This is a genomic window from Kineococcus halophytocola, from assembly GCF_041276425.1.
Lineage (GTDB): Bacteria > Actinomycetota > Actinomycetes > Actinomycetales > Kineococcaceae > Kineococcus > Kineococcus halophytocola.
In genome coordinates, this window is sequence record NZ_JBGFTU010000019.1 from 25637 (window position 1) to 44208 (window position 18572).

19 protein-coding genes are annotated in these 18572 nt (G+C 73.3%); 10 read left to right on the plus strand and 9 right to left on the minus strand.

Annotated features, from left to right (window positions below):
* Window position 1 precedes the first annotated feature (1 nt).
* Genes AB2L27_RS15680 through AB2L27_RS15690 form a run of 3 tightly spaced genes read left to right on the plus strand, consistent with a single transcriptional unit; the run spans window position 2 to window position 2600 of the window.
* Entirely contained in the window at window positions 2-730 is a 729-nt protein-coding gene (locus AB2L27_RS15680) for an ABC transporter permease subunit (RefSeq protein ID WP_370442425.1), read from the plus strand.
* A 23-nt stretch (window positions 731-753) separates the two neighbouring features.
* A complete protein-coding gene (locus AB2L27_RS15685; RefSeq protein ID WP_370442426.1) occupies window positions 754-1908 on the plus strand; it encodes a sensor histidine kinase in 1155 nt (384 codons plus the stop codon).
* Between the two features lie 26 nt (window positions 1909-1934).
* Window positions 1935-2600 carry a response regulator gene (locus AB2L27_RS15690; RefSeq protein WP_370442427.1) on the plus strand — a complete coding sequence of 222 codons (666 nt, stop codon included), beginning with the start codon at window positions 1935-1937 and terminating at the stop codon, window positions 2598-2600.
* 276 nt (window positions 2601-2876) lie between these two features.
* On the opposite strand, the gene galK is transcribed toward AB2L27_RS15690, so the two are convergent.
* From galK to AB2L27_RS15705, 3 genes are read right to left on the minus strand one after another with little or no spacing between them, the layout of a single operon-like run.
* On the minus strand, window positions 2877-4106 hold the full coding sequence (gene galK, locus AB2L27_RS15695; protein WP_370442428.1) for a galactokinase: 1230 nt from the start codon (window positions 4104-4106) through the stop codon (window positions 2877-2879).
* Window positions 4103-5203, minus strand: coding sequence for a galactose-1-phosphate uridylyltransferase (gene galT / locus AB2L27_RS15700; RefSeq protein WP_370442489.1), 1101 nt, complete (start codon window positions 5201-5203; stop codon window positions 4103-4105). Before galT ends, galK begins: the two co-directional genes overlap by 4 nt.
* Before the next feature lie 41 nt (window positions 5204-5244).
* Window positions 5245-6054: a DeoR/GlpR family DNA-binding transcription regulator gene (locus AB2L27_RS15705; protein ID WP_370442429.1), complete on the minus strand. Its 810-nt coding sequence runs from the start codon at window positions 6052-6054 to the stop codon at window positions 5245-5247.
* 93 nt (window positions 6055-6147) lie between these two features.
* Here AB2L27_RS15705 and trpS point away from each other — a divergent pair, with 93 nt between their 5' ends.
* The 6 genes from trpS to AB2L27_RS15735 all read left to right on the plus strand — a co-directional run bounded on the left by trpS (window position 6148) and on the right by AB2L27_RS15735 (window position 11582).
* Complete coding sequence (trpS, locus tag AB2L27_RS15710) at window positions 6148-7206, plus strand: tryptophan--tRNA ligase (RefSeq protein ID WP_370442430.1); 1059 nt, start codon at window positions 6148-6150, stop codon at window positions 7204-7206.
* On the plus strand, window positions 7203-7739 hold the full coding sequence (locus AB2L27_RS15715) for a 2'-5' RNA ligase family protein (protein ID WP_370442431.1): 537 nt from the start codon (window positions 7203-7205) through the stop codon (window positions 7737-7739). Before trpS ends, AB2L27_RS15715 begins: the two co-directional genes overlap by 4 nt.
* 16 nt (window positions 7740-7755) lie before the next feature.
* A complete protein-coding gene (locus AB2L27_RS15720; RefSeq protein ID WP_370442432.1) occupies window positions 7756-8841 on the plus strand; it encodes a YihY/virulence factor BrkB family protein in 1086 nt (361 codons plus the stop codon).
* Window positions 8842-8882: 41 nt separating this feature from the next.
* Window positions 8883-9110, plus strand: coding sequence for an SCO4848 family membrane protein (locus AB2L27_RS15725; RefSeq protein WP_370442433.1), 228 nt, complete (start codon window positions 8883-8885; stop codon window positions 9108-9110).
* 144 nt (window positions 9111-9254) lie between these two features.
* Window positions 9255-10490 carry a formaldehyde dehydrogenase, glutathione-independent gene (gene fdhA, locus AB2L27_RS15730; RefSeq protein ID WP_370442434.1) on the plus strand — a complete coding sequence of 412 codons (1236 nt, stop codon included), beginning with the start codon at window positions 9255-9257 and terminating at the stop codon, window positions 10488-10490.
* 72 nt (window positions 10491-10562) lie between these two features.
* The gene (locus AB2L27_RS15735) at window positions 10563-11582 is read left to right on the plus strand and encodes a TauD/TfdA family dioxygenase (protein WP_370442435.1); all 1020 of its coding nucleotides are present in this window, start codon (window positions 10563-10565) and stop codon (window positions 11580-11582) included.
* 199 nt (window positions 11583-11781) lie between these two features.
* On the opposite strand, the gene AB2L27_RS15740 is transcribed toward AB2L27_RS15735, so the two are convergent.
* Window positions 11782-13437, minus strand: coding sequence for an ABC1 kinase family protein (locus tag AB2L27_RS15740; protein ID WP_370442436.1), 1656 nt, complete (start codon window positions 13435-13437; stop codon window positions 11782-11784).
* 57 nt (window positions 13438-13494) lie between these two features.
* On the minus strand, window positions 13495-14109 hold the full coding sequence (locus AB2L27_RS15745; RefSeq protein ID WP_370442437.1) for a class I SAM-dependent methyltransferase: 615 nt from the start codon (window positions 14107-14109) through the stop codon (window positions 13495-13497).
* 37 nt (window positions 14110-14146) lie between these two features.
* On the opposite strand from AB2L27_RS15745, the gene AB2L27_RS15750 reads away from it, so the two are divergent.
* A complete protein-coding gene (locus tag AB2L27_RS15750) occupies window positions 14147-14545 on the plus strand; it encodes a Uma2 family endonuclease (protein ID WP_370442438.1) in 399 nt (132 codons plus the stop codon).
* A 68-nt stretch (window positions 14546-14613) separates the two neighbouring features.
* On the opposite strand, the gene AB2L27_RS15755 is transcribed toward AB2L27_RS15750, so the two are convergent.
* The 4 genes from AB2L27_RS15755 to sdhC are packed head-to-tail and all read right to left on the minus strand — an operon-like array spanning window position 14614 to window position 18247.
* Window positions 14614-15459 carry a succinate dehydrogenase iron-sulfur subunit gene (locus tag AB2L27_RS15755; RefSeq protein WP_370442439.1) on the minus strand — a complete coding sequence of 282 codons (846 nt, stop codon included), beginning with the start codon at window positions 15457-15459 and terminating at the stop codon, window positions 14614-14616.
* Window positions 15459-17291: an FAD-binding protein gene (locus AB2L27_RS15760; RefSeq protein WP_370442440.1), complete on the minus strand. Its 1833-nt coding sequence runs from the start codon at window positions 17289-17291 to the stop codon at window positions 15459-15461. The genes AB2L27_RS15755 and AB2L27_RS15760 overlap by 1 nt, the downstream gene beginning before the upstream one ends.
* Before the next feature lie 28 nt (window positions 17292-17319).
* The gene (locus AB2L27_RS15765) at window positions 17320-17817 is read right to left on the minus strand and encodes a succinate dehydrogenase hydrophobic membrane anchor subunit (protein ID WP_370442441.1); all 498 of its coding nucleotides are present in this window, start codon (window positions 17815-17817) and stop codon (window positions 17320-17322) included.
* A gap of 13 nt (window positions 17818-17830) precedes the next feature.
* Window positions 17831-18247, minus strand: a complete 417-nt coding sequence (gene sdhC / locus AB2L27_RS15770; protein ID WP_367638629.1) for a succinate dehydrogenase, cytochrome b556 subunit — start codon at window positions 18245-18247, stop codon at window positions 17831-17833.
* Window positions 18248-18572 lie beyond the last annotated feature (325 nt).

Below are 18572 nucleotides of genomic sequence, written 5' to 3' on the forward strand. Positions count from 1 at the left end.
GATGAGCACCACCCTGTACGGGTTCTCCTTGCGGGGCATCCTGCTGCGCGGCCGGACGGCGGGGTTCGCGGCGCTGCCGCTGGCCGTGGCCGCCGTCGTCGCCGTGGTCATCGCCATCACGAGCGTGCCCAACCGGTACGGCGTGCAGAACACCTTCACCGGCAACCTGCTCACCGGGCTCGTCGTGCCCATCGTCGCCCTCGTCCTGGCCATCGGGGCCTTCGGCGACGAGCGCGACGCCCGCACGCTGCCGCTGCTGCGGGCCGTGGCCCGGCCCCGCTGGCACACCGTGCTCGCGCGGTTCGCCGCGGCCTGGACCGCCACGGTCGTCGTGGTGCTGCCCGCCGCGGTCGCGTGCGCGGTGCTGGGGATCTCGGTGAACCAGCCCGCGGGCCGGGTCGTCGGCGGCGTCGCCCTCGCCACGGTCCTCACCGCCGGGGCCTACTGCGCCGTGTTCGTGCTGCTGTCGCTGCTGACCCGCCGCGGGCTGCTGGCGGGTCTCGCCTACGTCGTGCTCTGGGAGACGTTCCTCGCGGGCCTGGCCCCGGCGCTGCGCGGGTTGTCGATCGGCGCCTACGGCCGCCGGGTCGCCTCGTACGCGATCCCCGGGGACGTCCCCCTGGGCACGGTGTCCTCCCTCGGGGTTCCCGGGGCGACCGCGGTGCTGGTCGGGATCACGGTCGTCGCGGTGGCGCTGTCGGCGGTCCGGTTGCAGCGCATGGACGTCTGACCCGCTCGCCCGGGGTTCCCGTCGTGCTGGAGCGCGTGCGCCGCGGGTGGCGGGCGACCACCGTGCCGTTGCGCCTCGTCGAACTGCTCGTCGCGCTGGTCCTGCTGCCGTCGCCCTGGGGGCGGCGGGCACTGCCCTGGTGGCCGGTGCTCCTGGTCGTCGCGGCCGCCTGGGTGGCCTGGACGGTCCTGGACCCGCTGTCGATGCGCCGCCCGGGCGCGCTCGCCGGACGACGGCGGGTCGTGGTGGTCGCGCTCCTGGCCGTCGTCGCGTGCGGCGCCGCGTTCGTCGCCGCCCGCGCCGAGGTCGGCTGGGTGTTCGCGCTCGCCGTCGTCGCCGCGCTCGCGGCCGGTCGGGACACCGGGATCGCCGGTGGGCTGACGGTGTTCCTCGCGGGGACGGCCGGCGTGCAGGTCGGTCTGCTCGTCGCGGACGTCACGTCGTGGTCGGCCGTCCTCGGGTACCCCGCCGGGTTGCTCTCGGCCGTCCTGGGCGGCGTGCTGCGCGCCACCCGCCGCGAGCGCGAGGAGCAGTCCCGCCGGTTGCTCACCGAGCAGGCCCGCGGGGCGGCCCTGGCCGAGCGCACCCGCATCGCCCGGGAGGTCCACGACGTGCTGGCCCACTCCCTCGGCGGGCTCGCGATCCAGCTCGAGGTGGCCGACGCGCTGCTGTCGGGTGACGGTGACCTCGACGCCGGCGCGCGGGCGGCCGTGCTGCACCGCGTCCGGACCGCCCACGACCTCGCCACCGCCGGGCTGGAGGACACCCGCCGGGCGGTGCACGCGCTGCGCGTGGACGCCCCGCCGCTGCCGGACGCCCTCGCCACCCTGGCGGCGGGGGCGGGGGAGAACGGGACCGAGGTGAGCCTGCGCGTGCAGGGGCGTCCCCGGCCGCTGGGGGCCGGGGAGGTGGCGCTGCTGCGCACCGCGCAGGAGGCGGTCGTCAACGCGGGCAAGCACGCTCCCGGCTCACCCGTCGCCGTCGAGCTGACCTACGACGAGACCGGCACCGAGCTCGTCGTCACCGACACCGGGGCCCGCCGGACCGGCACGCTGCGCACGGTCGACGGCGGGTACGGGCTGGCCGGGCTGCGCGAACGCCTCGAACTGGCCGGGGGCTCGCTCGCCGCCGGACCGCACGGGTCGGGCTGGCGCGTCACCGCCCGGGTGCCGGCGTGAGCGGGCCGGTGCGCCAGGATCGGTGCGTGACCGCCCCGGACGTCCTGCGCGTGCTCGTGGCCGACGACCAGACCATCGTCCGCGACGGGCTCGTCGCGCTGCTCGGCCTCCTGCCGGAGTTCGAGGTCGTCGGCACCGCCGGGGACGGGGCGCAGGCCGTCGCGCGCGTGGCGGAACTGGCCCCCGACGTCGTCCTCATGGACCTCGGGATGCCCGGCGTCGACGGCGTCGAGGCCACCCGGCGGCTGGCCGCCGAGCACCCGGACACGGCCGTCGTCGTCCTCACCACCTACGCCGACGACGCCTCGATCCTCGGTGCGCTGCAGGCCGGTGCGCGCGGCTACCTCACCAAGAGCGCCGGGCGGGCCGACATCGCCCGCGCGCTGCAGGGGGCGGTCGCACGCCAGGTCGTGCTCGACGCCGACGTGCAGGCCCGGCTGCTGCGGGCCGCGGGCACCCCGGTGCCCCCGCCACCGGTCGAGCTGCCCGACGGCCTCACCGAGCGCGAGGCCGAGGTGCTGCGCCTCATCGCCGCCGGGCGCTCGAACCAGGAGGTCGCGCGCGAGCTCGTCGTGTCCGTCGCGACCGTCAAGACGCACGTCAACCACCTGTTCGCCAAGACCGGCTCGCGCGACCGCGCGCAGGCCGTGGCCTACGCGCACGCGCACGGGCTGGTGCCACGGTCCGGGTGAACGCCCCCTGCGGGGACAGGTCCGGGGTCAGCACCAGCCGCCACGCGGGCGGGTCCGGGGGGTGCGGGCCGGGGTCGACGGCGTGGGTCCGCAGCCACCGCCGCGACCGCGCCTGCTCGGCCCGCCACAGCGCCCGGTGCGCCCGCCACGTCGCGGCGAGCACCGCCGCCGAGGCGGCCGTCCCGAGCGCCGCCCACACCAGTCCCCACACCACCCGTGCAGGCTGGCGGGGCCCGGCCTCGCCCGGGTGAACCCGTCGTGAACGGGGCCGGGCGCTCAGAGGTCGCGGGCGGCGCCCTCGGCGGGCAGGGCGGACAGGAAGCGCGGCGCGCGCAGCCCGCGCCCGGCGAACGCCGCGGCGACAGCCGCCGCGGCCTCCTCGACGCGCCCGGCGGCCACGAGGGCGATCGCCGACCCGCCGAACCCGCCACCGGTCATCCGGGCCCCCAGCGCGCCGTGCGCCCGCGCGGTGTCGACCGTGAGGTCGAGCTCGGTGCACGAGACCTCGTAGTCCTCGCGCAGGGAGTCGTGCGAGGCGTCGAGCAGCGGCCCGACCTCGTCCGTGCGCCCGGCCCGCAGCAGCTCGGCGGTGCGCCGGACCCGGTCGATCTCGGTGACGGCGTGCCGGACCCGGCGGACCAGCACCTCCCCGTCGGGCTCGGCGCCCAGGCGCGCCAGCGCGGCGTCCAGGCCGGCGGGGTCCACGGCACGCAGGTTCGCCACGCCGAGCAGGTCCGCGGCGCGCTCGACGTCGGCGCGGCGCGCGCCGTACTCCCCACCGGCGTGGGAGTGCGCGGCGCGGGTGTCCACCACGAGCAGCGCGAGCCCGGCCCCGGCGAGGTCGAGCGCGACCTGCGTCACCGAGTCGTCGTCGGTGTCGAGCAGGATCGCCCCGCCCTGGCGGCAGCGCAGCGACGCGGCCTGGTCCATGCCGCCGGTGTTCGCGCCCGCGACGACGTTCTCGGCGAGCTGGCAGGCGCTCGCGAGCCCGGCGCGGCCGGTGTCGTCCAGGGGGAGGTCGACGAGTTCTCCGAGCGCCACGGCGACGGCGCACTCCAGCGCCGCCGACGAGGACAGCCCCGACCCGTAGGGGACGTGACCGTCGACGAGGGCGTCGAAACCGCCCGTGAGGGCCAGGCCCTCGAACCCGTTCTGCAGCAGCGCCCACGGCACCCCGGCCACGTAGGCGGCCCAGCCCGCGGGGGACCCGGCGCCGACCTCGGCGAGCGGGACCTGCACCTCGCCCGAACCCTCCTGCAGCGACCGCACCCGCACGAGGCCGTCGGTGCGCGGGCGCAGCGCGACGAACGTGCGGTGCGGCAGGGCCAGCGGCAGGCACAACCCGCCGGTGTAGTCGACGTGCTCACCGATGAGGTTCACCCGGCCCGGGGCCGACCACACGCCCTCGGGGTCGGTGCCGTACGCGGTGCGGAACTCACCGGCCAGCGCCTGCGCGGTCCGCGCGCGGTCGGGGGCGGGGAAGAACTCGGGGCCGGGGGTGCTCATCGGGAAACCTCGCGCAGTCGGGCCGCCACCTTCTCCGGTGTCGTGTCGTTGATCCAGGCCGCCATCGCCGATTCCGACCCGGCGAGGAACTTCACCTTCCCCGGGCCCCGCAGGACGGAGAACACCTGCAGGTGCAGGCGGAACTCCTCCCGTCCCTCGCGGACGGGGGCCTGGAACCAGCCGGCGATGTAGGGCAGCGGGTGCTCGTCGGGGTAGTAGCGGTCCAGGCGGCCCAGCAGGTCGAGGTAGGCGCCGACGAGGTCGGCGCGCTCGGCGTCGGTGAGGGCGGGCAGGTCCGGGACGTCGCGGTGGGGGGCGAGGTGGACCTCGACGGGCCAGCGCGCGGCGGCCGGGACGTAGGCGGTGAAGTGCTCGGTCTCGAGCACGACGCGGTGCCCGGCGCGGCGTTCGGCGTCCAGGACGTCGCGGAACAGGTTGCGGCCCGTGGCCTCCCGGTGTTCGCGGGCCCGGCGCAGCATGGTCCGCGTCTTCGGTGTCACGTACGGGTAGCCGTAGATCTGCCCGTGCGGGTGCGGCAGCGTCACGCCGATCTCGGCGCCGCGGTTCTCGAACACGAACACCTGCTCGACGCCCTCGGTGGCCCCGATCGCCTCGGTGCGGTCGATCCACGCCTCCAGCACGGTCCGGGCGCGGTGCGGGTCGAGCGTGGCGAACGAGCCGTGGGTGTCGGAGGTGAAGCAGACGACCTCGCAGCGCCCGGCCGCGGGACGGGTCGGCCACAGCTCCTCGCCGTCGAGGAACCCGGCCTGCCCACCGATGCGGTTCGAGAACGACGGGAACCGGTTCTCGAACGCGACGACGTCGTAGCTGGAGTCCGCGATCTCGGTGGGGAAACCCCCGGGCACGGTCGGGGCCAGCGGGTCCTGGTCCGGCGGCGGCATGAGGGTGCGGTCGTTGCGGTGGGAGGCCATCGCGATCCAGTCGCCCGTCAGCGGGTCGAACCGGACCTGCGACCCGCCGCGCACGGTCTCCTCCGCCGGCGGCAGCGGCCGGTGGTCGACGGCGTCGCGGACGCGCCCGCCGGACAGCCAGGGTTCGGTGTCGTCGAAGTGGACGAGTTCGCGGCCGTCGGCCATCCGGGTCGAGGTCTTGCGGAACGGGTGCTTCGAGGGTTCGGTCACAGGTGGTCCTCCGGGTCCTGCGGTGGGCTGGTGGTGGCGACGACGAGGTCGCCGACGTGCTCGGCCAGGACGGTGCGGTCCTCGGGGGCCAGGCCGTCGTCGGTGACGAGGACGTCGACGGCGTCCAGCGGGGCGAAGGAGGCCAGGCCGACCACGCCGAGCTTGGAGGCGTCGGCCACGACGACGACGCGGGCCGCGCAGGCCATGAGCGCCCGGTTCGTCTCGGCCTCCAGCAGGTTCGGCGTCGTCAGACCCGCCCGCGGGTCCAGGCCGTGCACGCCGAGGAACAGGACGTCGACGTGCAGGCCGGCGAGCCCGGCGTGTGCGACGGGACCGACGAGCGCGTCGGAGGGGGTGCGGACCCCGCCGGTGAGCACGACGGTGCGTCCGGACCCGGGCTCGTGCAGCACGTCGGCCACGCGGGGGGAGTTCGTCACCACGGTCAGCTCCGGGACCGAGCGCAGCTGCGCGGCGACGGCGGCGGTCGTCGTCCCGGCCGACAGCGCCACGGAGGCCCCGGCGTCGGCGAAGCGCAGCGCCGCCCGGGCCACGGCCTCCTTGGCCGCGGTGCGCAGCGTCGACTTGGCGGCGAAACCGGGTTCCTCGCTGGAGCGCCCGAGCGCGGCGGCACCGCCGTGGACGCGGGCGAGGAGCCCCTGGCGGGACAGCTCGGCGATGTCGCGGCGGACGGTCATCTCCGAGACCCCGAGCCGGTCGACGAGGTCGGCGACGCGGGCGCCGCCGTGGACGCGGACGGCGTCCAGGATCAGCTCCTGCCGCTGGTGGGCGAGCACGGTCCCGAGCATGACCACATCCGGACCCAGAGTCAACCAGAAACGAACAGAACCGCACAGAGGGTGGCGGGCCGGGGTGTGCCCGGCGACTGGCAGGATGGAGTCATGGCGGACGGGACCACCGGGACGACGACAGGGGCGGGCGCAGGGGCGGGGGCGGGGACGCGACCCCGGCTGCTGTCCGGCATGCAGCCCACGTCCGGTTCGCTGCACCTGGGCAACTACCTCGGCGCCCTCACGCAGTGGGTGGCCCTGCAGGACACCCACGAGGCCCTCTACTGCGTCGTGGACCTGCACGCCCTGACGGTCTCCCCGGACCCGGCCGAGCTGCGCGAGCGCACCCGCCGGACCGCCGCGCAGTACGTCGCCGCGGGCATCGACCCCGAGCGCTCGGCCCTGTTCGTCCAGAGCCACGTCCCCGCCCACGCCCAGCTCGCCTGGGTGCTGTCGTGCCTCACCGGCTTCGGCGAGGCCGGCCGGATGACGCAGTTCAAGGACAAGTCGGCCAGGCAGGGCTCGGAGTCCACGACCGTCGGGCTGTTCACCTACCCCGTCCTCATGGCCGCCGACATCCTGCTCTACCAGGCCGCCGAGGTCCCGGTGGGGGAGGACCAGCGCCAGCACCTGGAGCTGACCCGCAACCTCGCCCAGCGCTTCAACTCCCGCTTCGGGCAGACCTTCACCGTGCCCGAGCCGTTCATCCCGAAGGAGACGGCGAAGATCCACGACCTGCAGGACCCGACGGCGAAGATGAGCAAGTCCTCCTCCTCGCCGAACGGCCTCGTCGACGTCATGGACGACCCGAAGGTGACCGCGAAGAAGATCCGCTCGGCCGTCACCGACACCGGCCGCGAGGTGCGCTTCGACCCGGTGGAGAAGGCGGGGGTGTCCAACCTGCTGTCCATCCACTCGGCGCTGTCGGGCCGCTCGATCGCCCAGCTCGAGGCCGACTTCGACGGCCGCGGGTACGGGGACCTCAAGAAGGAGCTGGCCGAGGTCGTCACCGACGCCCTCGCCCCCGTCCGCACCCGCACCCTGGAGCTCATGGCCGACCCCGGCGCCCTGGACGAGCTGCTCGCCCGCGGCGCCGAGCGCGCGAACGAGATCGCCGAGCAGACGCTCGCCACGGTGCACGACCGGGTCGGACTGGTCCGGCGCCGGTGAGCGGGGAACCCTCCGAGCCGCTCCGGACCATCGGCGTCTCCGTCCCCGTCCCGGACCCGCACGCCGCCGAGCTGACGGCGTGGCGGGACGAGTTCGGCGACCCCCTCGCCCACGCGATCCCGCCGCACATCACGTTGCTGCCGCCGTTCCCGCTGGCCCCCGGTGCCCTGCCCGCCGCCCGCGACCACCTCGAGGCGGTGGCCGCCGCCGGGGCCCCCTTCGACGTCCACCTGCGCGGCACCGCGACGTTCCGCCCGGTCTCACCGGTCGTGTTCGTCCAGCTCGCCCGGGGCATCTCCGAGTGCGAGCTGCTGCAGGCCGCCATCCGGACGGGTCCGCTGGCCGCCGAGATCACCTTCCCGTACCACCCGCACGTCACCGTCGCCCACGACGTCGAGGACGCCGCGCTGGACCGCGCCGAACTCGTGTTGCGCGACTGGGAGGCGACCTTCACCGTGAAGGGGTTCAGCCTCTACGAGCACGGCGCCGACGGCGTCTGGCGGCCACGGGAGGACTTCACCTTCCAGCAGTGAGAGGGGAGCCCTCGCAGTGAGTGGCGCCGTCGAGCAGGCCAAGAGCGCGGTCGGCACCGTCCAGCGGTCGATGCCGCTGCGCGCGTACAAGCGGTACGGCCAGGCGAGGGGGAACGTCCTGGCCGGCGGGATCGCCTACTTCGCCTTCTTCTCCCTCATCCCGGCGGTGACGGTGTCGCTGACCGTGCTGGGCCTGGTGATGAACGGTGTCCCGGAGGTCCGGGACTGGGTCGTGCGCAACCTCGTCGACGGCATCAACCAGTACGCGCCCGGGCTGGTGAACCAGGGGCAGCGGCCCGCCGGTCCGGCGGGGGAGAACGCTCAGGGGATCTACGTCGACGAGTTCCTCGGCGGGTCCCAGCTCACCTTCACCCTCATCGTCTCCCTGGCCACCGGGCTGTTCACCGGCCTGGGCTGGGTCGACGGTCTGCGTCAGGGGGTGCGGGCGGTGTTCGGTGAGGACACCGACGCCGGGAACTTCCTCCTCGTCCGGCTGCGCGACCTCCTCGGCATGGTGATCATCGGCTTCGGCGTCCTCCTCTCGGCCGTCGCGCTGGTCGCCACGAACGCGGCGGGGGACTTCGTGCTCGACCTGCTCGGCTTCGAGCCGTCCACGTGGTCGTCGTGGACCCTGCGGGTCCTGGGGATCGTCGTCTCCCTGGCCATCGACACCGCGACCTTCCTGGCCGTCTTCCGGTTCCTGCCGGGGGCGGACGTGCCGGTGCGCGACCTCATCCAGGGAGCCGTGCTCGGGGGCATCGGCATCGGACTGCTCAAGCAGTTCGGCACGACGATCGCCCGGCGCAGCGCCGACGGCAACCCGGTCCTGGGCTCCGCCGTCACCCTCGTCGTGCTGCTGGTCCTCATGAACCTCATCGCCCGCCTGGCCCTGCTGGCCGCGGCGTGGGCGGCGACCCGGGCCGAGGAGCACGGGTCCCTGAACCCCGACCTCATGGCACAGGCGCGGCTGACGGTGCCGCTGGGGCCGGAGGCGCCCGACGGCTTCGCGGTCCCCGAGCGCCGGCGGCGGGCCCCGTTCGTCTCGGGGCTGGTGGTCGGGGCGGTCTCGGCGGCCGCGCTGCGGCGGGTGGGCCGCCGCTGACGTGCGGGTGGCAGGATCGGTCTCGTGGTGACCCCGTGGTGATGTCGAAGCCGGTCAGCTGGTTCCTCGTGGCGTTCGGTGTGTGGAGCTGGTTCATCTGGCCCAACTTCCTGCGCAACATCTGGTCCGACCCCCGCTCGTTCGACGACGGGCCGCAGGCCTTCTTCCTCGTCCACCTCGTCCTCGTGGTGGTCAGCCTGGTCTTCGGCACCGCCATCGCGGTCATCGGTGTCCGGGGGGTGCGCGGGGCCCGGCGGCGCTCCCGCTGAGGCGCTCCGCGGCGCCGTTGCGGGTCCCGTCCGGGCCGTGTGCGGGACGGGGGAGATCCACACTTGCGCCGAGGCACCGTGGGCGGTTGGGTGGGGGTCACCGCGCCGGCGCCGGAGCCGGCGCCGCGAGAGGGAGCTGCGTCCGTGACCACGACCGACACGTCCCACGGCAACCGTGCCGTCGCTTACCTCGGCCCCAGCCAGGTCGAGGTGCAGACCATCGACTACCCCACCTTCGAGCTGAAGGACGGACCCGGGGTCAACCCCGCCAACGTCGGCCGCAAGGTCGAGCACGGCGTCATCCTCAAGCTGGTCGCCACCAACATCTGCGGTTCGGACCAGCACATGGTCCGCGGCCGCACCACGGCCCCGCCGAACCTGGTGCTGGGTCACGAGATCACCGGCGAGATCGTCGAGGTCGGCCGGGACGTGGAGTTCCTGAAGGTCGGCGACCTCGTGTCGGTGCCCTTCAACATCGCCTGCGGCCGCTGCCGGAACTGCAAGGAGCGCAAGACCGGCATCTGCCTGAACGTCAACCCCGACCGCCCCGGGTCCGCCTACGGGTACGTCGACATGGGTGGCTGGGTCGGTGGGCAGGCCGAGTACGTCCTCGTGCCGTACGCGGACTTCAACTGCCTGAAGTTCCCGGACAAGGACCAGGCGATGGAGAAGATCCTCGACCTGACCATGCTGTCGGACATCTTCCCGACGGGTTTCCACGGCGCGGTGACGGCGGGCGTGGGCGTCGGGTCCACGGTCTACGTCGCCGGGGCCGGTCCGGTCGGGCTCGCCGCGGCCGTCGGGGCGCAGCTGCTGGGGGCGGCCGTGGTCATCGTCGGTGACCTCAACGCCGAGCGGCTCGAGCGCGCCCGCAGCTTCGGCTGCGAGACGGTCGACGTGTCCAAGGGCGACCCGCGCGACCAGGTCGAGCAGATCCTCGGCGTACCCGAGGTGGACTGCGGCATCGACGCGGTCGGGTTCGAGGCCCGCGGGCACGGGTCCGGGTCGGCGACCGAGGCCCCGGCGACGGTGCTGAACTCGCTCATGGAACTGACCACGGCCGGTGGCGCGCTGGGCATCCCGGGCCTGTACGTGACCGGCGACCCCGGCGGGGTCGACGAGGCCGCCAAGAAGGGGTCGCTGTCGCTGGACCTGGGGACCGGGTGGGCGAAGTCGCTGTCCTTCACCACGGGGCAGTGCCCGGTGATGAAGTACCACCGCGGGCTGATGATGGCGATCCTGCACGACAGGGTGCAGATCGCCAAGGCCGTGGGTGCGACGCCGATCTCGCTGGACGAGGCGCCGGACGCCTACGCCAAGTTCGACGCCGGGGCGCCGCAGAAGTTCGTCATCGACCCCCACGGCATGATCAAGCGCTAACAATCTGTCCAGAACCAGTGCTGTGAACTAGGCAGACTGCCCATCGTCGACGCGCTACGGTGAGACTCCGCAGTGCGTCGACGATGGGAGCTGCTCGTGTCCTCGGTGTTCCTCGACTCCTCGGCCGCCGTGCCGACCGTCCGTGAGCTGGCCGCCCCCGAACGGGCCGCGCTGGCCGCCCTGGGGGCCCGCCTCACCGCCGACCCCGTCACGCAGGCCGACGACTTCGGCCGCCAGGCCCGGGTGCTGGCGCGGGAACTGCCCGCCGAGGTGGCCGAGACGCTGTGGGCCTTCGAGGAGCGCGGATCGGACTCCGGCGTCCTCGTCCTGCGCGGTCTGGAGGTGGGCGACCTGCCCCCCACCCCGCCGGACAACACCGGCGGTCTCGGGGGCCGGACCCTGCTCGCCCGGCAGCAGGCCGTCGTCAGCCACGCCCTGGGGCACATGGTCGGCTACGCCGCCGAGGGCCACGGGCACCTGCTGCAGGACATGGTCCCCAACGCCAGGCTCGCCGCGACCCAGCAGTCGCAGGGTTCCCGGGTCGAGCTGGAGGCCCACACCGAGCAGTGCTTCTCCGACCTGCGCCCGGACTACGTCGTCCTCGGGTGCCTGCGCGGGGACGCCGACGCCGCCACCTACGCCTTCCGCGCCCTGGACCTGCTGCGACACGTCGACCCCACCGACGTCCTGGAACTGTTCCGGCCGTTGTGGACGACCCTCGTGGACGAGTCCTTCGCCGACTTCCTCGACACCCGCGAGGTCCGCGGCCCGTTCTCCATGCTGTCCGGCGACGTCGACGACCCCACGATGCTCGTCGACCAGGACCTCATGCACGGCATCACCCGGCACGCCCAGGCCCTGCTGGAGCGGGTGCTGGAGATCTACGTCGCCCACCGCCACGCCGTCGTGCTCCAGCCCGGTGACGTGCTGCTGCTGGACAACCTGCGCGCCATGCACGGCCGGTCCCCGTTCGCCCCCCGCTTCGACGGGACCGACCGGTTCATCAGCCGCGGGTTCGTCGTCCGCGACCTGCGCCGCTCGCGCTTCGCCCGCCCCGGCGGCGGGCGGGTCGTGCAGGCCAGCTTCTCCTGACGCCCGGCCCCGCTCCCGGGCGCCTCGCTGCGCTCGGGGTGGGGCCTCGTTGCCTCCCCGAGGTCGATCATCGACCGCGGGGAGGCAACGAGGTCTTCCGGTGTCCGCGGGGAGGCAACGGGGCGTCCTGGTGGCCGCGGGGAGGCAACGGGGCGTCCTGGTGGCCGCGGGGAGGCAACGGGGCGTTCCCGGGGGAGGGTCAGCGGCGGCGGCGGTGGCCGCGGGCGGTCCAGCCGAGGTAGCCCGTCAGCGCGCCGAGGGCGGCGACCCCGACGGCGGCGACCTTCGTCTCGTACGGCTTCAACCGTTCCGGGTCGGTCGAGCCGAGCGTGGCCAGGGCCTCGATGCCGGCGGAGACGACCAGGCCCACGACGAGACGGTTGCCGATCCGCTCCAGGCGCGCCACGAGGGGGTCCAGCTCGTCGGTGCGCAGCGAGACGGAGATGCCGTCGCGGTCCAGGACGTCGAGCACCCGCCCGAGCTGACCGGGCAGCTCCACCCCGAGCTGGGCCACGTCCAGCCCGGCCTGCCGCACCCGCTTGGCGAGCACGATCGGGTCGAAGTGCCGCGCGACCAGCCGCCGGGCGTAGGGGCCGAGGATGCGGCCGAGGCGGAACTCCGGGTCCAGGCTCGCCCCGAGCCCCTCGGTCATGACGATCATCTTCATGACGAGCGCCAGGTTGCGGGGCAGGGCCAGGTGGTGCCGGCGCAGGATCTCCAGCACGTCGCGGACGATGTCACCGACCTTGATGCGTCCCAGCGGCAGACCCTCGTACGTGCGCAGCAGGTGCGCGCAGTCGGCCGTCAGGCGCACCCGGTCCACGCGGTGCTCGGTGACGCCGATCGTCGCGAACGCCGCCGCGATCCGGGCGGGGTCGCGACGGTCGAACGCGGCCAGCAGCATCGCCAGGTGCTCGCGAGAACGCTCGTCGACCTCCCCGACCATCCCGTAGTCGAGCAGCCCGATGCGGCCCGAGGGCTCGATGAGGAAGTTGCCCGGGTGCGGGTCGGCGTGGAAGAACCCGTGCTCGAAGACCATGTCGGCCAGCAGGCGGGTCGCGCGCGCGGCCAGGGCGGACCGGTCGATCCCGTGCTCGGCGAGCCCGGCCTCGTCGCTGATCTTCACCCCGTGCAGCCGTTCCAGCGTGATGACCCGCGACGTCGTCGTCTCCCAGTACACGGTGGGGACCCGGATGTCGGGGTCACCGTGGAAGTTGCGGGCGAACCGTTCGGCGTTGTGCCCCTCGGACAGGTAGTCCAGCTCGGCCCGCAGGGTGTCCGCGAAGTCCGTCGCCAGGCCCACGACGTCGTAGTCGGCCGCCACCGACCAGCGGCGCGAGGCCTGCACGGCCAGGGTGCGCAGGATCTCCAGGTCCCCCTCGACCTCCTCGACGACCCCGGGGCGGCGGACCTTCACGACGACCTGCGTGCCGTCCTCGCGCACCGCGGTGTGGGCCTGCCCGATCGAGGCGCTGGCCAGGGGCTCGCGGTTGAAGTGGACGAACAGCTCCTCGGGGTCGGCGCCCAGCTCCTCCTGCACGGCGCTGCGCACGACCTCCCACGGCACCGGGCTCGCGCTGTCCTGCAGCTTCTCCAGCTCGCGCTGGAAGGTGGGGGACAGCAGGTCCGGGCGGGTGGACAGGATCTGGCCGATCTTCACCGCCGTCGGGCCGAGCTCCTCCATGACCAGGCGCACGTGCTCGGCGCGGGTGTGCCGCTCGCGCTCGCGGGGGCGGCCGAACACGTCCCAGTCGGTGCGCACCCACCGTTCGAGCCCGAGGGCGTCGATGAAGTACCCCAGACCGTGCCGGGACAGGATCCGGCTGATCTGCAGGTAACGGTCCTGGTGGCGCACGCTGTCTCCCTGCGGGTTGGCCTGTCGGCACTCTACGCAGCGCCGTGCGCCGCGACGTCAGGGGCGGGTGAGGCGGTGCACGCTCACGGCTGCCGGCCCCTCGTGCGGCACGGGCCGCACCGACCACGTGCGGGCGGCACCGTCGAGGAACTCCGGGGTGGGCAGCCGGCCGGGGTCCGCGACGAGCGCCCGGCCCCCCGGGGCCACGAGCGCGGGCAGGGCCGCGAGGATCGGGGCGACGTTGCGGCGCTCGTAGAGGACGTCGGCCGCGAGCACGACGTCGAACGGCGGGGCCAGGGGAGCGGGGTCGTCCGTCCAGCTCCACCGCTGCGCCCGCACGCTCGCGCCGTTGCGGACGGCGTTCTCCCGCAGCAGGTCCACGGAGTCCGGCGCCCAGTCCGCGGCCGTCACGTCGTGCCCGGCCAGCGCCGCGCACAGCGACGGGACCCCCAGCCCGGCACCGAGCTCCAGCACCCGCAGCGGCCCGCCGGAGAGCTCCCCGGGCAGCACGTCGGCCAGGACGAGGGCGCTGGGCCACAGCTCGGCCCAGTAGGGGACGAACTCGTCGTGGGCGAAGGCCTCCTCGGTGAACAGCGCCTCGAGGTCGCGGGGCATCTTGAGCGAGAGGTGGCGGCCGGCCACCTGCACGTCGCGGTCGACGAGGTCCAGCACCTGTGGATCGTACCGGCCGGCCCGACGCCGATCGGCGATGCTGGCCACGACCGGGGAGGTGGCCACGGCTGCGGAGATGAGCGGCGACGCGGTGAGCGTCCTGCACCGCGAGTGGGTGTTCGAGGAGCTGCTCGCCCTGCCCGACGACGGGTACCGCTGCGAGATCCTGGACGGACAGCTCACCGTGACGCCGTCGCCCTCGGTCCTGCACCAGGACGTGATCGACGACCTGCGCACCGTGCTCCTCGCACGGGTGCCCGAGGAGTGGCGGCTGAAGACCGGCGTCGGGGTGCGGATGCCCCGGCTGGGGCCGGAGCGCTTCGTCGTCCCGGACCTGCTGGGGGTGTCCGGACCGCGACCGGAGCGGTCCGACGAGCCGGAGGCCGTCCGCCTCGTCGATCCGGCGGCCAGGACCCTCACCGCCGAACCCCGCTGACCCGTCGTCGGCTCGGAACGACGGAGGGCCCGACCGCACGTGCGGTCGGGCCCTCCGTCAGCCGTGGGTCAGAGCTTGCGCGAGATGAGCGCCTGCTTGACCTCGGCGATGGCCTTCGTCACCTGGATGCCGCGCGGGCACGCCTCGGAGCAGTTGAAGGTCGTGCGGCAGCGCCACACGCCCTCCTTGTCGTTGAGGATCTCCAGGCGCAGGTCCGAGCCGACGTCGCGGCTGTCGAAGATGAACCGGTGCGCGTTGACGATCGCGGCCGGGCCGAAGTACTGCCCGTCGTTCCAGAACACCGGGCAGCTCGACGTGCACGCGGCGCACAGGATGCACTTGGTGGTGTCGTCGAAGCGCTCGCGGTCGGCCTGGGACTGCACGCGCTCGCGCGTCGGTTCGGCGCCCTTGGTGATGAGGAACGGCATGACCTCGCGGTAGGCCGCGAAGAACGGCTCCATGTCGACGATGAGGTCCTTCTCGACGGGCAGGCCCTTGATGGGTTCCACGACGATCGGCTTCTTGATGTCGAGGTCCTTCAGGAGCGTCTTGCACGCCAGCCGGTTGCGGCCGTTGATGCGCATGGCGTCGGACCCGCAGACCCCGTGGGCGCAGGAACGGCGGAACGAGAGCCGGCCGTCCTGCTCCCACTTCACCTTGTGCAGGGCGTCGAGCACGCGGTCGGTGCCGTGCATCGTCAGCTCGTAGGACTCCCAGTGCGGCTCGGAGTCCTGCTCCGGGTCGTACCGGCGCACCTTGAGCGTGATGGTGAACGACGGGATCTCGCCGGTCCCGCCGGTGCCCTGGCCCTCGCCCGCCGACGGGCGGCCCTGACCGCTGTGGGCGGTCTCGGCCGATTTGGCCGACGCGGCCTCCGCGTTCGTCTCCCGCGGGCTCGTCTCGAACGTCGACATCAGTACTTGCGCTCCATCGGCTGGTAGCGGGTCTGGACGACGGGCTTGAAGTCCAGGCGCGTCGTGTACGACCCGTCGGCGGCGTGCTCGCGGTACACCATCGTGTGCCGCATGTAGTTCACGTCGTCGCGGTTGGGGTAGTCCTCGCGGAAGTGCCCACCACGGGACTCCTTGCGCTCCAGCGCACCCAGGCACATGGACTCGGCCAGGTCGAGCAGGAACCCGAGCTCCAGGCCCTCGAGCAAGTCGAGGTTGAACCGCTTGCCCTTGTCCTGCACCGAGGCGCGGGCGTAGCGCTCCTTGAGCCGGTCGATGTCGGTGAGCGCCTGCTTCAGCGTCGCCTCGGTGCGGAACACCTGGGCGTTGGCGTCCATCGTGTCCTGCAGCTCGCGGCGGATGTCGGAGACGCGTTCGCCCTGGGGGCGGTCGCGCAGGTCGGCCATCCAGTTCACGACGTGCTGCTCGGACCCCTCGGGCACGGCGATCCACTCGGCCTTCGTCGCGTACTCGGCCGCGGCGATGCCCGCACGGCGGCCGAACACGTTGATGTCGAGCAGCGAGTTCGTGCCGAGGCGGTTCGAGCCGTGGACCGAGACGCACGCGACCTCACCGGCCGCGTACAGGCCCGGCACGACGCGGGTGTTGTCCTGCAGGACCTCGGTGTCGATGTTCGTCGGCACCCCGCCCATCGCGTAGTGCGCGGTCGGGTACACCGGGACCGGCTCGGTGTAGGGCTCGACGCCGAGGTACGTGCGGGCGAACTCGGTGATGTCGGGCAGCTTGGCGTCGATGTGCGCGGGTTCCAGGTGGGTCAGGTCGAGCAGGACGTAGTCCTTGTTCGGCCCGGCACCGCGGCCCTCGCGCACCTCGTTGGCCATCGAGCGGGCGACGATGTCGCGCGGCGCGAGGTCCTTGATGGTGGGGGCGTAGCGCTCCATGAACCGCTCGCCGTCGGCGTTGCGCAGGATGCCGCCCTCACCGCGCGCGGCCTCGGACAGCAGGATCCCCAGGCCCGCGAGGCCGGTCGGGTGGAACTGGTAGAACTCCATGTCCTCCAGGGGCAGGCCGCGCCGGTAGGCGAGGGCCATGCCGTCCCCGGTGAGGGTGTGGGCGTTCGACGTCGTCTTGTAGACCTTGCCGGCGCCGCCGGTGGCCAGGACGACGGACTTGGCCTGGAAGATGTGGATCTCGCCGGTGGCGAGCTCGTAGGCCACGACGCCCGCGATGCGCTGGTCGCCGGGGGTGCCGATGGACGGCGGGGTCTTCAGGCCGGGCTGGTCGGCCGCGCCCTCGATCTCGGTGCCCGTCTTGGCCTCCGACGTCGGGACCAGGAGCAGGTCGAGCACGTAGAACTCGTTGAAGAACTCCACCTCGTGCTTCACGCACTGCTGGTACAGCGTCTGCAGGATCATGTGACCCGTGCGGTCGGCGGCGAAGCAGCTGCGGCGCACCGGGGACTTGCCGTGGTCGCGGGTGTGCCCGCCGAACCGGCGCTGGTCGATCTTGCCCTCGGGGGTGCGGTTGAACGGCAGCCCCATCTTCTCCAGGTCCAGGACCGCGTCGATGGCCTCCTTGCACATCACCTCGGCGGCGTCCTGGTCGACGAGGTAGTCACCGCCCTTGACGGTGTCGAAGGTGTGCCACTCCCAGTTGTCCTCCTCGACGTTGGCCAGCGCGGCGCACATGCCGCCCTGGGCCGCACCGGTGTGCGAGCGCGTCGGGTAGAGCTTGGTGAGCACCGCGGTGCGGGCGCGCTGGCCGGACTCCAGGGCCGCGCGCATCCCGGCGCCGCCGGCCCCGACGATGACGACGTCGAACTGGTGGGTCTGCATGGTGTGGTCTCCCGCCTCGTCGATCCGGTCAGTTCGTGATGCTGGGGACGTTCGCGCTGCCGGCCCGGCAGATCTCCAGGGTGGAGTTCGGGTCGGCGCAGGGGTCGAACGTGAAGATGACGAGGGTGCCGACGACGAGGACGATGACCGTCGCGACGTAGAGCGCCATCTTGAGCCAGAAGCGGGTCGCGTCCCGCTCGGCGTAGTCGTTGATGACGGTGCGCACGCCGTTGGTGCCGTGCAGCTGGGCGAGCCACAGCATCAGCAGATCCCACGTCTGCCAGAACGGGCTGGCCCACTTGCCGGCGACGAAGCTCCAGTCGATCTGGTGGATCCCCTCGCCCGTCATGAGGTTGACGAACAGGTGCCCGAAGACCAGGACGATGAGGAGCAGGCCGGACATGCGCATGAACAGCCAGCCGTAGAGCTCCCAGTTGGTCCGGGTCGGCTTGTTGCGCTTGTACGGCGAACGCGGGGTTTCCAGGGCCGGGGCGTAGCTGCCGCCGGGGGTCTGATCGGTGCTCACGGCGCGTCGCCCCTCAGTGCGTGAAGACGTTGGTCAGGTGACGGACGAGGAAGGGCACCATGAGGACGACCCACAGGCCGACGACGCCCCAGAACAGCTTGCGCTGGTGCTTGGTCCCGCCGGACCAGAAGTCGACGAGGATGATCCGGACGCCGTTGAGCGCGTGGAAGACCACGGCACCGACGAGACCGGCCTCGCCCAGACCCATGACGGGGTTCTTGTACTGCCCGATGACGCCGTTGTAGACCTCGGGCGACACGCGCACCGTGGCGGTGTCCAGGACGTGCACGAAGAGGAAGAAGAAGATCAGCACCCCGGAGATGCGGTGCATGACCCACGACCACATGCCCTCGCGGCCGCGGTACAGCGTGCCGGCTGGTCGTCCGGTCTTCGACTTCCCGACGGGCGCGCCCTGTCCGGGTGGGGTCAGGCTCGTGGCCACCGACGTCCTCCTCGAGTGCTCCGCGACGCCGGGTCCACCCGGGCTCCGGCGCTCAGGCGGCGGCGTCGTCACCACTGTAGGCGCGCGGGCAGGGGGGAGCGGCCCCACGGCCGTGGTCGTGTGGCTTTTGTGATGAAGGACTCACGGTGGTGCGTTCGGAACTGAGGTGCAGATCACGCAGGTCAGGCTCACCTACCTTGGAGCACGCGGACGGCCCGGCGCAACCGGCGGCACCGGGTCGGAGCAACGGGCCCGCGCCCCCTGCTCCGTCCGGGCGACCGCACCCGGACGACCCGCCGTCACGGCGCGTGCC